The 13,848-nt window shown below is 70.2% G+C and carries 12 protein-coding genes, 1 tRNA gene and 1 pseudogene; 4 read left to right on the top strand and 10 right to left on the bottom strand.

What is annotated here, in order from left to right:
- Positions 1 to 60: 60 nt before the first annotated feature.
- Together ACQBAU_RS02620 and ACQBAU_RS02615 are read right to left on the bottom strand one after the other, a co-directional pair.
- Positions 61 to 1,734 carry a DUF222 domain-containing protein gene (locus tag ACQBAU_RS02620; RefSeq protein ID WP_465255302.1) on the bottom strand — a complete coding sequence of 558 codons (1,674 nt, stop codon included), beginning with the start codon at positions 1,732 to 1,734 and terminating at the stop codon, positions 61 to 63.
- Positions 1,735 to 1,880: 146 nt separating this feature from the next.
- Positions 1,881 to 2,228, bottom strand: a complete 348-nt coding sequence (locus tag ACQBAU_RS02615; RefSeq protein ID WP_434548534.1) for an ArsR/SmtB family transcription factor — start codon at positions 2,226 to 2,228, stop codon at positions 1,881 to 1,883.
- Positions 2,229 to 2,313: 85 nt separating this feature from the next.
- Here ACQBAU_RS02615 and arsM point away from each other — a divergent pair, with 85 nt between their 5' ends.
- From arsM to ACQBAU_RS02595, 4 genes and pseudogenes are all read left to right on the top strand, one after another.
- Positions 2,314 to 3,114, top strand: a complete 801-nt coding sequence (gene arsM / locus ACQBAU_RS02610; RefSeq protein WP_465255303.1) for an arsenite methyltransferase — start codon at positions 2,314 to 2,316, stop codon at positions 3,112 to 3,114.
- Positions 3,111 to 4,226, top strand: coding sequence for an ACR3 family arsenite efflux transporter (gene arsB, locus ACQBAU_RS02605; RefSeq protein ID WP_465255304.1), 1,116 nt, complete (start codon positions 3,111 to 3,113; stop codon positions 4,224 to 4,226). Before arsM ends, arsB begins: the two co-directional genes overlap by 4 nt.
- 140 nt (positions 4,227 to 4,366) lie before the next feature.
- Positions 4,367 to 4,702 (top strand): annotated as a pseudogene (locus ACQBAU_RS02600) (arsenate reductase/protein-tyrosine-phosphatase family protein); the annotation flags it as partial.
- An 81-nt stretch (positions 4,703 to 4,783) separates the two neighbouring features.
- Positions 4,784 to 5,137 (top strand): arsenate-mycothiol transferase ArsC, encoded by a 354-nt coding sequence (locus tag ACQBAU_RS02595; protein ID WP_465259490.1) that lies wholly within the window; start codon positions 4,784 to 4,786, stop codon positions 5,135 to 5,137.
- Here ACQBAU_RS02595 and ACQBAU_RS02590 read toward each other — a convergent pair whose 3' ends face one another.
- The 8 genes from ACQBAU_RS02590 to ACQBAU_RS02555 all read right to left on the bottom strand — a co-directional run bounded on the left by ACQBAU_RS02590 (position 5,138) and on the right by ACQBAU_RS02555 (position 13,840).
- On the bottom strand, positions 5,138 to 6,199 hold the full coding sequence (locus tag ACQBAU_RS02590) for an alpha/beta fold hydrolase (RefSeq protein ID WP_465255388.1): 1,062 nt from the start codon (positions 6,197 to 6,199) through the stop codon (positions 5,138 to 5,140).
- A 94-nt stretch (positions 6,200 to 6,293) separates the two neighbouring features.
- Positions 6,294 to 6,366: transfer RNA gene (locus ACQBAU_RS02585), tRNA-Thr, on the bottom strand.
- A 77-nt stretch (positions 6,367 to 6,443) separates the two neighbouring features.
- Positions 6,444 to 8,087, bottom strand: a complete 1,644-nt coding sequence (locus ACQBAU_RS02580) for an alpha/beta hydrolase (RefSeq protein ID WP_465255305.1) — start codon at positions 8,085 to 8,087, stop codon at positions 6,444 to 6,446.
- 62 nt (positions 8,088 to 8,149) lie between these two features.
- Positions 8,150 to 8,767, bottom strand: a complete 618-nt coding sequence (locus tag ACQBAU_RS02575; protein WP_465255306.1) for a transglycosylase family protein — start codon at positions 8,765 to 8,767, stop codon at positions 8,150 to 8,152.
- A 344-nt stretch (positions 8,768 to 9,111) separates the two neighbouring features.
- The gene (locus ACQBAU_RS02570) at positions 9,112 to 10,524 is read right to left on the bottom strand and encodes a DoxX family protein (protein ID WP_465255307.1); all 1,413 of its coding nucleotides are present in this window, start codon (positions 10,522 to 10,524) and stop codon (positions 9,112 to 9,114) included.
- 87 nt (positions 10,525 to 10,611) lie between these two features.
- Complete coding sequence (locus tag ACQBAU_RS02565; protein ID WP_465255308.1) at positions 10,612 to 11,805, bottom strand: DNA polymerase III subunit delta'; 1,194 nt, start codon at positions 11,803 to 11,805, stop codon at positions 10,612 to 10,614.
- Complete coding sequence (gene tmk, locus ACQBAU_RS02560; RefSeq protein WP_465255309.1) at positions 11,802 to 12,485, bottom strand: dTMP kinase; 684 nt, start codon at positions 12,483 to 12,485, stop codon at positions 11,802 to 11,804. Before tmk ends, ACQBAU_RS02565 begins: the two co-directional genes overlap by 4 nt.
- A 2-nt stretch (positions 12,486 to 12,487) precedes the next feature.
- Positions 12,488 to 13,840 (bottom strand): hypothetical protein, encoded by a 1,353-nt coding sequence (locus ACQBAU_RS02555; protein WP_465255310.1) that lies wholly within the window; start codon positions 13,838 to 13,840, stop codon positions 12,488 to 12,490.
- Positions 13,841 to 13,848: the final 8 nt, after the last annotated feature.

Genomic DNA, 13,848 nt, shown 5'->3' with positions numbered 1-13,848 from the left:
TGAGCCGGGCTCAAGGGGTACGGCCACCCGGACCCTGCCTGCTTGGCCTGGGCCCGGCGGTCACTGGTCGTGCCCGGTGACACCTGGTCGTGCCGGCTGTTCGGGCGTGGCGGTGTTCCACACGGCCTGGGCAAAGCTGGTGGTGCCGAGTGGGTGTGTGCCGTTGTGGTCGACCAGGTAGATGTGGCCGTGGGGCGCCCGGAACAGGAGTGTGCCGGGCTCGGGTTGTCGCCTGGACCAGTCGCCGTGGGTCACCAGTCGGTGCTCGAGGCGTGACAGCGGGGCCAGGTTGGCGATCCGGGTCTGTCCAGGGCCGCAGCCGGCGCGGTAGGGGATGGTGTGGTCGAGGTCGAGCTTGCCGCGGCTGGCGGCGAAGGGGAAGCTGCTGACGGGTTGCCGCAGCTGCATGTGGTCGCGCATTGCTTGGGGGATCTCGTACGCGTCGACCGGGGTGAGTCCGGCGGGAAGGTCGATGACTGGCCGCAAGAGGATGGTGCAGTCACCCAACCATGCGCGCACGGTGTCGGCTGCCTGGGGGCCGATGCCTTCGGTGCGGGCGACACCAGCACCGGTGCGGACGGTCTGCTCAGCCAGATGAAGGTTCAGCAGGACGCGGGGCCGGAGCTTGTCCGGGTCGAGCCGTCGCACGGCGGCGATAATCTCGGCCTCGGTCAACGGCCGACCCGGGGTGCCCGGATGTTCCGGGCCGTCGGGGTCTGGTAAGTCAGGCTCTGGCGGTTCCGGGTCGTCGAACAGATCCGGTTCGTCGTCGTCACCCGCACCGCTGTCCGTGCCGGCAGCGTCCGTCCCAGCCGTGCCCGGCGCAGCCGTGTCAGGTCCAGCCGTGTCTGGCCCGGCAGTGTCGGTTCCGGCTTCTTCGCCGGTGTCGGGTGTGGTGAGGAGTTGGATGGCTCGGGCCGGGTGGGCGAGCAGGCCGAGGGCGGTGGCACGGCGGTTGTCCTTGCTCGACTCGTCACCCTGAGCGGCGAGGAGGTCGGCGAGTCGGTCGATGATCGCGTCGAGCCAGATCCCCGCAGCAGCATCGACCCGGGCGTAGACGGTGGTGAGGCCGTGGTCGTCGGACTGGCCGACATGGACCTTCTTGTCGGCCTTCCCGACCAGGTCGGCCAGCGCGGCGCGTTCGGGGTTCGCTTCGATGATCGCCGCGTCCACCAACGCTTGCAGCCGTCCCCACGGCAGCCGACCCACCTGGTCGGCGATCGCCGCGTCCACGTATCCGGCTTCGTGCTTGGCCAAATGGCGGGTGGCCTGGGCGATCCGGCGGGCCTGCCACGCCTCGATCTCCGTCTCACAGATCCGTGACCACAAGCGTGGGAGCCGGTGCCGCAGATCCAGCGCGTCACCGATCAACCGGGCCCCGGCCCAACTCGAGGAGTGCACCAATGCCGCGAGCTCCGCGGCGGCGAACTCCGCCACCAGCGGGGTGCCGTCCCCACCCAACCGCACGGCCCGCTCCGCACCCGGCACCAGCTGCAGGGTGGTCGTGGTGGGGAGGGTTTCGCCGGGATGGAGATCGGCCCAATCGGTCGCACTGATCAGCTCGTTGCACTCGGTGGGCATCCGCAGCCGCCGGCCGCCGGTCATCTGGCTGACCACGATCTCCGGCGTCAGCGGCAGGAGCTGGGGTGGCGGCTCGTCGTCGTCGGGCACGTCGAGCCCCGGGTCGGCCGGATCGAACGGCCGACCACCCTCAGGACCCGAGTATTGCAGCACGTGTTCGATACTAAACCCCACCCCCGACCACAATCGACGGAACGCTCACAGCACCCGTCAGGGACCCAGATTCAGCGGCAGCGACACACCGACCCGACGGCCACAGCGCCACAGGTTCCGGACCGCCGATCACGTCAGCCTGAGGCTCAGCCCACCGGCGTGGCCAGGAGCGATGCGATGCCGTCGAGGCGTTCGGGAACGAGGCGGTAGTAGGCCCAACGCCCCCGCTGTTCCCGGGTCAGGATCCCCGCATCGACGAGCACCCGGAGGTGGTGGGACACGGTGGGTTGCGACAGGCCGACCGGCTCAGTGAGGTCACACACGCAGGCCTCAGCGCCGTCGTGGGCCGCGACCAGCGAGATGAGCCGGAGTCGCGCCGGATCCGCCAGCGCCCGGAGAGTGACGGCCAGCGACTCGGCCTCGTCTCGGCTGATGATGTCGTGGGCCAGCGGCGTGCAGCACTGGGGGTCGAGGAGGGTCACCGGGGTCGCCATGCCACCAACCGTAGCAACACATTGACAGACATCGATTGGTTGTGACTAGAATTCCATTGACGACCATCGATGAGTTGGAGGGGACATGGCAAGCGGGACCGGCACCGATGCGGTGCAGGACGAGGTCAGGTCACGGTATGCCGCGGCGGCGTTGACGGTGCTCGACGGCGATGGCACCGCCTCGTGTGGGGCTGACGGTGGGTCCTGTTGTGGCCCGAGGGCGGCCATCGAGGTGGATGAGTCGTTCGGCTCGGCCCGCTACGACCGGAGCGACCTGATCGGGCTCCCCGAGACAGCCGTCCTGGCCAGCCTGGGATGTGGCAGCCCGACCGCTGTCGCAGACCTTGCGCCCGGCGAACGGGTGCTCGACCTGGGCTCCGGTGGCGGGATCGACGTCCTGCTGTCAGCACGTCGGGTCGGGCCGGACGGCTTCGCCCAGGGGGTCGACATGACTGACAGCATGGTCGAGCTGGCCCGCGGGAACGCGGCGAAGGCGGGCGTGACCAACGTCGCGTTCCACCAGGGCACCATCGAGGACCTCCCGCTCGACGCGGCGTCGGTGGACGTGGTGATCTCCAACTGTGTGATCAACCTGTCGGTCGACAAGCCCACGGTGTTCGCCGAGATGTCCCGCGTGTTGGCACCGGGTGGTCGGATCGGGATCAGCGACGTGGTCGCCGAAGACCACTTGTCCGAGGCGGAGCGAGCCGAACGGGGCAGCCATGTCGGCTGCATCGCCGGCGCGCTGTCGCGGGCCGAGTACCTGGCCCAGCTCGCCGCGGCCGGGTTCGTCGACGCGTCCGTCACGTTCACCCATCAGGTCGCCGATGGCATGCACGGCGCCATCGTGAAGGCGACCAAGCCGACCGAGGCAGACCTGCCATGACCACCGAGACGACCACCCCGGCGCAGGCCCGCGACTCGGCCATGGCCCGGCTCTCGACACTGGACCGTTGGCTGCCGGCCTGGATCCTCGCGGCGATGGCCCTGGGCCTGCTGCTGGGACGGTTGGTCCCGGGACTCGCCGGTGCGCTCGACTCGGTCAAGATCGGCTCGGTCTCGCTGCCGATCGCGATCGGGCTGCTGGTGATGATGTACCCGGTGCTGGCGAAGGTGCGCTACCGCGAGGTCGGCCACGTCGTCCAGGACCGCCGACTGGTGATCACCTCCCTGGTCCTGAACTGGGTCGCCGCTCCGGCGTTCATGTTCGTGCTGGCCTGGGCGTTCCTGCCCGACCTGCCCGAGTACCGGACCGGGTTGATCATCGTCGGCCTCGCCCGCTGCATCGCGATGGTGCTGATCTGGAACGACCTCGCGTGCGGTGACCGGGAAGCAGCCGCCGTCCTGGTCGCGATCAACTCGGTGTTCCAGGTCATCGCGTTCGGGGCACTCGGCTGGTTCTACCTCCAGCTGCTGCCGTCCTGGTTGGGACTACCGACGACCTCGGCGGAGTTCTCGATCCTGACCATCACCGGGAGCGTCCTGGTGTTCCTCGGCATCCCTTTGCTGGCAGGGTTCCTGACCCGCACGTACGGCGAGCGGGCCAAGGGCACCGACTGGTACGAGAACACGTTCCTACCCAAGATCGGACCCTTCGCCCTGTACGGGTTGCTGTTCACGATCGTGGTGTTGTTCGCCCTGCAGGGCAACACGATCGTCGCCCGGCCGCTCGACGTCGCCCGGATCGCGTTGCCCTTGCTGATCTACTTCGCGGTCACCTTCACCGCCGGCATGCTCCTGGGCCGCGGCCTGCGGCTCGGTTACCGACGGAGCACCACGTTGGCGTTCACCGCGGCCGGCAACAACTTCGAGCTCGCCATCGCGGTCGCGATCGCCACCTTCGGGGTCACCTCGGGTCAGGCCCTGGCCGGCGTCGTCGGACCGTTGATCGAGGTCCCCGTGCTGGTGGGCCTCGTCTACGTCAGCCTCTTCGCCCGCCGCTGGTTCACCGATGCGCGACCCGTCGCGGTGGCCCCCGAGAAGGAGTCGGTCCGATGACCACACCTGCCGGGCCCGTACGCGATGACCTCACCCACCGGGTGACCGGCCCGCTCCGGGAACTCGCCGTCTGATCAGGAGACCACGTGTCGAAGCCTTCCGTCCTGTTCGTCTGTGTGCACAACGCCGGTCGGTCCCAGATGGCCGCCGGCTACCTCACCCATCTGTCCGGCGGCGCCGTCGAGGTCCGCTCCGCCGGTTCCGCCCCCGCGGCGTCCATCAACCCCGTTGCCGTGCAGGCCATGGCCGAGGACGGCATCGACATCACCACGGCACAACCGAAGGTGCTGACCGACCAGGCCGTCGAGGCCTCCGACGTCGTCATCACGATGGGTTGCGGCGATGCCTGCCCCTACCGCCCCGGGAAACGCTACGAGGACTGGGTTCTCGACGACCCGGCCGGACACGGCATCGAGGCGGTACGTCCGATCCGGGACGAGATCAAGCGTCGGGTGCTGGTACTCCTCGACGAGCTCGACGTGGTACCGGTCCGACGGCCGTCGGTGCTGTTCGTGTGCGTGAAGAATGGCGGCAAGTCCCAGCTGGCTGCCGCCCTGATGCGCCACCACGTCGGCAGCACCGTCGACGTCCACTCCGCCGGCACCCACCCGGGGAGCGGCCTCAACGCCGAGTCCGTGGCCAGCCTCACCGAGGTCGGCGCATCCGTCGGCGGTGAACACCCCAAGCCGATTGACCCCGAACTGCTCGACACCGTGGACCGCGTCATCCTCCTCGGTCAGGAAGTCTCCATCGACAACCCCGGCACCGCTCCCATCGAACGGTGGTACACCGACGAACCCTCCACCCGAGGCATCACCGGGATGGAGCGCATGCGCCTCATCCGCGATGACATCACCCAGCGCATCGCGCAACTGGCGACTGAACTTCGAACTCCCGCCTCCGGTGGTTGATCAGCCGAGGCGCTGCTTGAGGTCGACGAGGATCTCGATGTACGTGGGCGGCTCCTCGGCGTGGACGGCATGGCCGCTGTCCACGCGCTCGAACTGCACCTGACTGATCATGGAACGGGCTCGCTCGGCATCATCGTCGTCCAGCGCTCCTTGCAGGACGCCGTCATCGCTGTAGGTCCAGTTGGCATGGATGAACACCGTGGGCGCCCGGATCCCTCGCAGCGTCTGCTCATGATCAAATCCACGTTCCCAGGCTCCGGTGTAGAACGCTTCGCCGAAGCGCGGGTCGTACCGGGCCAAGGAACGTTGGACGTCATTCCAGCTCGGCGGCATGAAGAACAACGTGATCGGCCTGCCCGGATGCCTGGTGTGCTGCTTCAACCCGTACCGGACGATCGGATCCTTCGCGTCACCGAAGAAGGTCCACAGTCGCTGGTTGGCGAAGTGGTACCCGATCCAGTCGTCGGTGTCCGCGGCCAGGTAGTCATGGCACGTCGTGGCCAGATCGACCCAGTTCCAGGTCTTCTCGGCCCTGGGCAGCGGCGTGGTGAACAGCGGCGGGTCCTCCAGCACGACTCCGCGAACCCACTCGGGCCGGTGTCCCGCGAGCCAGGCGGCGAGCTGACCGCCCGACGAGTGGCCGGCGACGACGGTCGGCTCCTTGATCACCTTCTCGATGAACCCGGCCAGATCGGCCCCGACCGCCGGCGCACAGTACTTCTCGGGCGTACGGGAGGTGCCGCCATGGCCGTGCACGTCCACCGCGTACACCCGGTAGTGCTCGGACAACTCGGCCAGCACGCTGTAGTAGTTCTTCCAGTCCGCGCCCTGCCCGTGGATCAACAGCAACGGCGGAGCGTCCCGCTGGGCCGGACCTGCCGCGTAGTTGAATCGGACACCGTCGACGGTCACCTGCTTCTCGATGAAGCCGGCACGTTCGGCTGCTGCGATCCCCCACGCCGGAGACTTCAGGTTGCGCAGCGCCCAACCGCCCGCGACCAGCCCTGCGATGCCCACTGCGGCAGCAGCCCCCAACCCGATGCCGGTCAGCACGTTCTTCATCGTCACGGGCCATCCTCGCCGTCGTCGTCATCCGCTGCTGGTGGGTCACCTCGACAGTACGCGACCCGTGACGGGTGGACGGAGGAACATGAAGAGCCGCCTGCCGGAATCGAACCGGCGACCTACGCTTTACGAGAGCGTCGCTCTACCGACTGAGCTAAGGCGGCGTGGCACGCCGGGTCCGGCAGCCGAGGACCAACTATAGCCAGCCCGGCCGTACGTACGAAAATCGCGAGTGTCCGGGTCAGCGGCAGACCGTGCCCTCGGGCGGTGTACGACCGGTGGTCAGGTAGGTCAGCACGGCGTCGTTGATGCACGCGCTCGGGCCGCCGAAGGCGCCGTGGCCCTCGCCGTCCAGGGTCAGCAGCACGCCCGACTCGAGTTGGGCCGCCATCCATTCGGCGTACTCGTACGGGGTGGCGGAGTCGCCGGTGGTCCCGACGACCAGGATCGGCGGTGCCCCCGGTCCGGTGATCTTGCCGACCGGCTCCCGGGCCGGCACCGGCCACATCGCACACATCAGGTCCGGTCCCAGATGGGTCCCGAAGACGGGCGCCTTGGCGGCGGCCTCGGCCGCCTCCTGCTCCGCACCGGCCAGCCCGCCGTCACCCTCGTCCAGGCAACGGACCGCGTTGAACGCGAACAGCATCTGCCCGTACTGCCCGTCCGCATCGCGCCGGTTGTACGAGTCGGCGTACCGCAACAGCATCGACCCGTCACCGGCGAACGCCTGCCCCAGAGCCGTGCGCAGGTATGGCCACACCCGTTCGTCCTGGTAGAGGGGGGTGAGCACCCCGAGCGCACCGAGGCTCTGGGTCAGCTCCCGATCACCGACGGGCAACGGGTTGGCGTCGAGGTCGTCGAGGAAGTCGGTGATCCGCGTGATCACCGCATCCGCGCTGTTGCCGAACTCGCAGTTGCCGTCGGCACACCACTGAGCGAAGTTTCCCAGGGCCCGGTCGAAGCCCTGGGCCTGGATGATCGAGGCGTTCTGGGTGATGTTGACCGCGGAGTCGAGCACCAACCGGCCCACGTGCTGCGGGAACAGTTGGGCGTACACCGCGCCGATCTCGGTGCCGTACGAGAATCCCAGGTAGGTGAGCTTCTCGTCACCGACCACCCGCCGCATCAGGTCGAGGTCCTTGACCGTCTCGACGGTCGACACGTGTTCGAGCAGGCGGCCCGACAACGCCAGGCACGACATGGTGAACGCGCGGGTCCCCTCGGCCAGCTCCCGCTCCTCGGTCTCGTCGTCGGGCGTGGAATCGAGCTCGTAGAACTTCTCCAGATCGGCACCGTTGAAGCACTTCACCGGGGTGGACCGGCCGACACCGCGCGGGTCCCAGCCGATGGTGTCGAACTCGCCGGCGAAGAACTGACCGTACGAGTCGGGCATGCTGTAGCCCGAACCACCTGGGCCGCCCGGGTTGAGGAAGATGCTGCCCTGGGTGCCGCTGCCCCCGTCGTACCGCTTCACTGCCAGCGTGATCGCGACGCCGTCGGGGTCGTCGTGGTCGAGTGGGACGGCGATCTCGGCGCACTCGAGCCGTTGCCCACAGTTCTGCCAGTCCACCTCCTGCTCGGTGTAGCGCGACAGCCCGTTGCCCGGCGGCGGCTGGCGGAAGCCTTCCGGCAGGACGTCGGGGATCGGTGCGGTGGAGCGGGCCACCGTCGGCGTCGCCGGGGTCGGCGTCGGTGACGTGGTGCCACCCGAGCTGGGGGTGGCCGAAGACGGTGGCCCACTCGGCGTGGTCGGTGGCGGCGTCGGACCGCGATCGGTCCACGGCAACTCGAGGGCCGAGCAGCCGGACAGCACGAGCGCGCAGAACAGGACCACCACCATGACGTACGGGCGCGGTACGGCCGCGCGGTCACCAACCGAGGACATGCCGCCAGCGTACGCAGCGCCTCAGCACGTCCCCGGTGGTGACCGCGGTTCTGTCCGTCAGGTCAGGGCAGCACCAGCTGCTGACCGATCCGGATGAAGTTCGGGTTGCTCAGGTCGTTCGCCTCGGCGATGGCCTGCCAGCCACCCTCGGTGCCGTGCTTGCGGGCCAGCTTCGACAGGGTGTCACCACTGCGAACGGTGATCACGTTGCCCTGGCGCTCCGGCGACTTCTTGGGCGTGGACTGCTTGGGGGTCGACTGCTGGGGGGCCGTGTTGGGGGCGCTCTGGCCACCGCCGGAGCCGGCGGTCGCGTTGCGGTCGGCGCCGCCGTTGGCCTTGGTCAGTCCGGCACGCGGGCCGCAGGTGGGCCACGCCCCGGGACCCTGCACCGCGAGCACCCGGCGGGCGATCGCGATCTGCTCGGACTTGCTTGCCTGATGGGCGTACTGGGCGTACTGCCCGCCGCCGAAGCCGGACCATGTGGTCGGGCTGAACTGGAGGCCACCGTAGTAGCCGTTGCCGGTGTTGATGTCCCACTGGCCGGTCGACTCACACTGGGCGACGCGGTCCCACACGCTGTCGGCGGCCGCCTGCTGCGGGGCGATGGCGGCCGCGACGCCGATGGCGAGGGCGGCCGAGGCGGCCACTCCGATGACACGTGACACGATGACGGGCTTCATGGCGTGTTCCCTTCCTTGACGGATCGGCCTGCAGGGCTGCTGTCGGGTGAGCGCCCCGCCCCCGCCACCACCCGGGACGCTCCCGGTGAGCAGCCGCCGGCGGGGGTGCGGCCGAGCAGCTGCGTGGCCTTCCCGGCTTTCCCGACCGGGACGCCACCGATCCTTTGATAACGAATCGGCAACGAACTGCGTGACACGGTAAGCGTCGGCGGACGATCATGCAAACGCGTGCCGTGCCTGCCTGTGCCGCTCGGCGCGTCGCCAGGGACGTTCTGACGGAGAACGGGAACGCCCCTCCCGCCAGTCGGCAGGAGGGGCGTACGGGGTCGTACGGGAGGCCCGGGTCAGTCGAGCTGGTCCTTGGAGTAGCGGCCCCGCCGGAACAACCGGTCGAGCGCCCAGGAGCCACCGCCGACGCACAGGAAGAGCATGCCGACCGCGGCGAGCACGAGCTCCTTCTCACCGGCGAAGCCCTCACCACCGGCGACGAACGGGTTGCCCAGCTGCTCCAGGTACACCATCAGGAAGGCCCCCAGGGTGATGATCAACACGCCGGCACCGCACAGCCGTACGGCGAAGCCGAAGATCAGCGCCACCCCGATCAGCACCTCGGCCGCACCGGTCAGCAGGGCCAGCAGCTGCGCCTGGGGCAGCGCGAACCCGAAGAAGTCCAGGCTCTCGAAGAACGAGGCCGTCTGCTCCATGCTGATCAACTTCTGTACGCCGTGGACACCCATCGTGAGGCCCACCACGACACGCAGCACGAACAGCGCCAGCGACGGCAGCACCTTGTCGGTCGTCCGCGGCGGCTTGGTCTTGCGCCGCTTGCCCTCCGGCTGCGGGGCCGGCGCCGGCTCGGCGGGAGTCTCGTCGGTGGTGGTGGCGGCGTGGTCGGCCCGCAGGCCGGCCAGTCGCTCCTGCTCGCCCCGGCGGTCCTCGCGCTGGTAGAGCTCCTCCTTGGTCACCCGACGGTTGCCGGACTCGCCGGTACCGCCGTCGTCGGTCCGGTCGTCGCCGGTCCGGTCGTCGCCGGTCCGGTCGTCGCCGGTCCGGTCGTCGGCCGCGGCTGCCGCAGCAGCACCGCCCGCAGCACCACCCGCGGCACCTGCGGCGGCGGCTTTCCCTGCCCCGCTTGACCGATCGTCCCGGAAGCCCCGGTCGTCGGCGCGGCGGTCGTCGGCAGGGACGGTGTCCATCGCACGGGTCTCGTCAGGGTCGTCGACGCGATGTGATCGGCCCTGCTCGGCCTCCTCGTACCCATGGGCCTCGTGATCAGCTGCGCCATGATCAGCTGTGTGGCCGCCGGCCGGCTGGTAGTCGTAGCCGCCGGGGCCCTGGTCAGGCTCGCTCCCAGCACCGCTCGTCGACGTGGCGGCGGCCCTTCCGGAGCCGCCACGGTGACGCAGCTGGCCGGTGCCGGAGTAGCGGTCCTGGTCCCCGGCCGTACCGGACTCTGCGGAGCCGGTGTCGTACCCACCCGCAGCATCAGTGCCGTCACCGTCGTACCCGTCACCGTCGTACCCGCCGGCATCGTTCCCGCCGGCATCGTTCCCGCCGGCATCGTTCCCGCCGACGTCGTTCCCGCCGTCGTTCGCGGGTGACTCGTCAGCGCGCGGCCCGTTCCCGGCCGTACCGGTCTCGTCGGCCGAATTGTCGGGTCCGTCCGGATGCATCACACGGTCGGCCAGTGAGCGGCCGTCGCCACCGGCCTGGTCACCCTCGTGACCGGGGCCCTGGTCAGTTGGCGTATTGGACATGACGTCCCTCCTCATGGGATGACTCGATCCATCCCATCCTGACAGAGCCGGACCCCACTGGCCCGGACCCACCCGGTTGTGTCGCCCTCAGCGGGAGCGGCCGAGGGCGATCATCATGGCCTCGACGGCCAGCAGCGGCGCCACGTTGCCCTCCAACGCGGTCCGGCACTCCAACAGCGCGTCGATGCGGCGCAAGGTGTCCTCCGGGGCGCTGCGGCGGGCCAACGCCTCGACCGGGCCGGCGAGTTCCTCGTTGACCAGCGGCGCGCCCGAGCCGGTCTGCACCACCAGCACGTCGCGGTAGTACGCGGTGAGCTCGGTCAGTGCCCGGTCGACGGCGTCACGCTGCAGCCGCTTCTGTCGCGCCTTCTGCTGCTCCCCGAGGTCCTTCAGCGCCGCCTGGGCCTGCCGCGGCTTGGCGCCCCGGGTGCCCATGCCCAGGGCCTCGGACAGCTCCGCGGTCTCCTTGGCGTCCAGTTCGGCGGTCGCGGCGGCCGAGTCCTCCGCGGCGGCGTCGACCAGGTTCTGCGCGGCGGTGAGGCAGGCGCCCAGGTCGGTCAGCCGGGGCGGGATCTCGAGGATGGCCCGGCGGCGTTCCCGGGCGCCCTCGTCGCGGGCCAGTTGCCTGGCGCGGCCGATGTGCCCCTGCGAGGCCCGGGCCGCGAAGCTCGCCATCACCGGGTCGAACCCGTCGCGGGTCTGCAGGATCTCGGCCACCGCGGCGATCGGGGGTGTACGCAGGTGCAGGGCCCGCGACCGGGAGCGGATCGTGATCACCACGTCGTCGGGGGTCGGTGCGCAGAGCAGCCACACCGTCCGCGGCGCCGGCTCCTCGACGCTCTTCAGCAAGGCGTTGGCGCCGCTGTCGGTCATCCGGTCGGCGTCCTCGACCACCAACACCTGGCGCCGGCCGACGGTGGGGCTCATCGCGGCTCGCCGGACCAGCTCGCGCACCTCATCGACGCCGATCGACAACCGCTCGGTCCGGACGACGGTGACGTCGGGGTGGGCCCCCGACAACGCGGTCCGGCACTCCGTACAGCTGCCGCAGCCGCCGTCGGGGCACTGCAGCGCCGCGGCGAACGCCCGGGCCGCGTTCGAGCGGCCCGATCCGGGTGGCCCGGTGATCAACCAGGCGTGACTCATCGCGTGTCGGTCTCCGCGGGCGGCCCGCTGCAGGGTCGCGACGGCATGCTCCTGGCCGACCAGGTCGGCCCACACCCCGGTCAGCACGGTGCGGTCGCCGCCGGTGTCGGCCCGGGGCCCGGTCGTGGTGGTCATGGGTCGATCCTGCCCGCCGGCACCGACAACATCTCCAGCAGTTGGGCCACCCGGGTGGCGACCTGATCGGCGATCCACCTGATCTCGCGACGGGCCGGCAGCACCAGGTACCGCCCCGGGTCGGCGGCGGCGAGGTCGAGGAACCCCTGGCGGACCCGATCATGGAACGCCTCACCGGCACTCTCCAGCCGGTCCTTGTCGACCTTGTCGGCCACCGACTCCCGCGGATCGACGTCGAGCAGGACGGTCAGGTCCGGCCGCAGCGCCCCGGTCGCCCAACGCGCCAGGGTCGTGACCTCCTCGAGCGGGACCGTCCGCCCCGCCCCCTGGTAGGCCAACATCGAGTCGACGTAGCGGTCACACACCACCACCGCACCCCGGTCGAGCGCGGGACGTACGACCTCGTGCAGGTGTTGGGCCTTGTCGGCGGAGTACAGCAACGTCTCGGCCCGTGGGTCAAGGTCACCGGTCTCCGGGCTGAGCAGCAGTTCGCGGATCTTCCTGCCTGCCAAGGAATCCCCGGGCTCGAAGGTGCGCACCACGTCGTGGCCCTCGGCAGCCAGCCAACTGCACAGCAGGTCCGCCTGGGTCGTCTTGCCGGCACCGTCGCCGCCCTCGAAGACGACGAACAGACCGGTCCCGGCCGGCGGGGTGGCGGCGTGGCTGTCGGGGTGCTCCATGATCACGTCCGTTGCTTGGCTGTCGAGTCGACCCAGTGCGCGACGAAGTTTCGACGGTTGCGGCGCAGCCGACGAAGTCGACGCTCGTACTCGCGGCCGAGCTCGAACGCCGCGGCCGGTTCGGCGGCGGCCCGTTCGACCAGCCACGCGGCGCCGTCGTCGACGCAGCTGTCGATGCCGCGGGTGGCCCGCCGTACCCGGGTGGCTCGTCGGCGGGCCTTCTTGCTGCTGATCCGTCGGCCGAGCGATGCCGCATCGGCGGCCCGTCGGACCGCCTCCAGTGCCGACTGCCACTGATCGTCGTCGCTCCGGTCGGTCAGGGCGTCGCACTGCAGCACCGCCTCGGCCACGGTGTCGCGGATCAACTGGTCGGCCGCCTGGCGGGAGTCCAGCAGGGCGGCGTCGCCGACGTCGGGATGACGGGTACAGCCCGCCAGAGCGTCGAGCAGCCCGAGATAACGCTGTCCCTGCAGGGGTCCCGGATCGGTGGGGTCCAGCCGGCCCAACCACGCAAGGTCCAGCGACACCTCCGACATCCAGTCCGGGCCGAGCAGCGGGCTCAGCGCAGCCAGGTCGGCCCGCAGCCGGGTCGCACGATCCTGCACCGCCGTCATCGGCCGGGGGGCGCACAGGTCGGCCAGCACCAGTCGCCGGACGTGACCGGCCACCACCGCCGACACCCAGCCCCGGACGGCGTCGACCTCGATGTCGGCCGGGTCGGGAAAGTCGCTCGGCCCCGTCGCCGGGGCCCCCAGTCGCTGCACCAGTGGTGGAAAGGCGTCGACCACGCTGGCCCCGGCCATGATCAAGGCTTGCCGGATCCAGGCTCGCTGCTCGACCGTCACCTCGGCCTGCACCTGCACGGTCACCTCGTGGAACCGGGCGGTGATCAACCCGGTCCGGCGGACGGTCACCCGCTCCTGCAACACCCGGCCGACCGATTCACCGGTCACGTTGCGCACCGTGAACTCACGCCGCGTCACCGTCAGCGCAGCCACCGGCCCGAGGGTGCCGTTGCGGCGGAACGGCCTTGTCCACTGCAGGATCTCGTCGGGCAGGTCGCCGTCGTCGGTCAGCGGGACGACGTGCTCGGCCGGCAGGTCGACCAGCCAGTCCGGCGCGGCGAGGTACCACTCGCCGACCTCGTCGGCGACCCGATGCGCCAGTTGCACACCCGAGCGCAACAACCGTTGGTCAGGTGCATCGAGCAGGGTCACCACCTGGTCACCCGAGCTGAGCGGGCCCAGCCGGGCCGACAGGTTGCGCAGCCCCAGGTCGTCGTTGCGGAACCGTGGCAGCTCGCCCGCGAACGGCAGCTCGACCCGCAACAGGGCCTCGTCGTGATGCACCGTCACCGCCGACC

It is taken from the genome of Carbonicoccus niuqiaonis, assembly GCF_050157065.1.
Classification (GTDB): Bacteria; Actinomycetota; Actinomycetes; order Propionibacteriales; family Propionibacteriaceae; genus Avipropionibacterium.
This window is presented reverse-complemented; position numbering and strand designations above follow the sequence as displayed.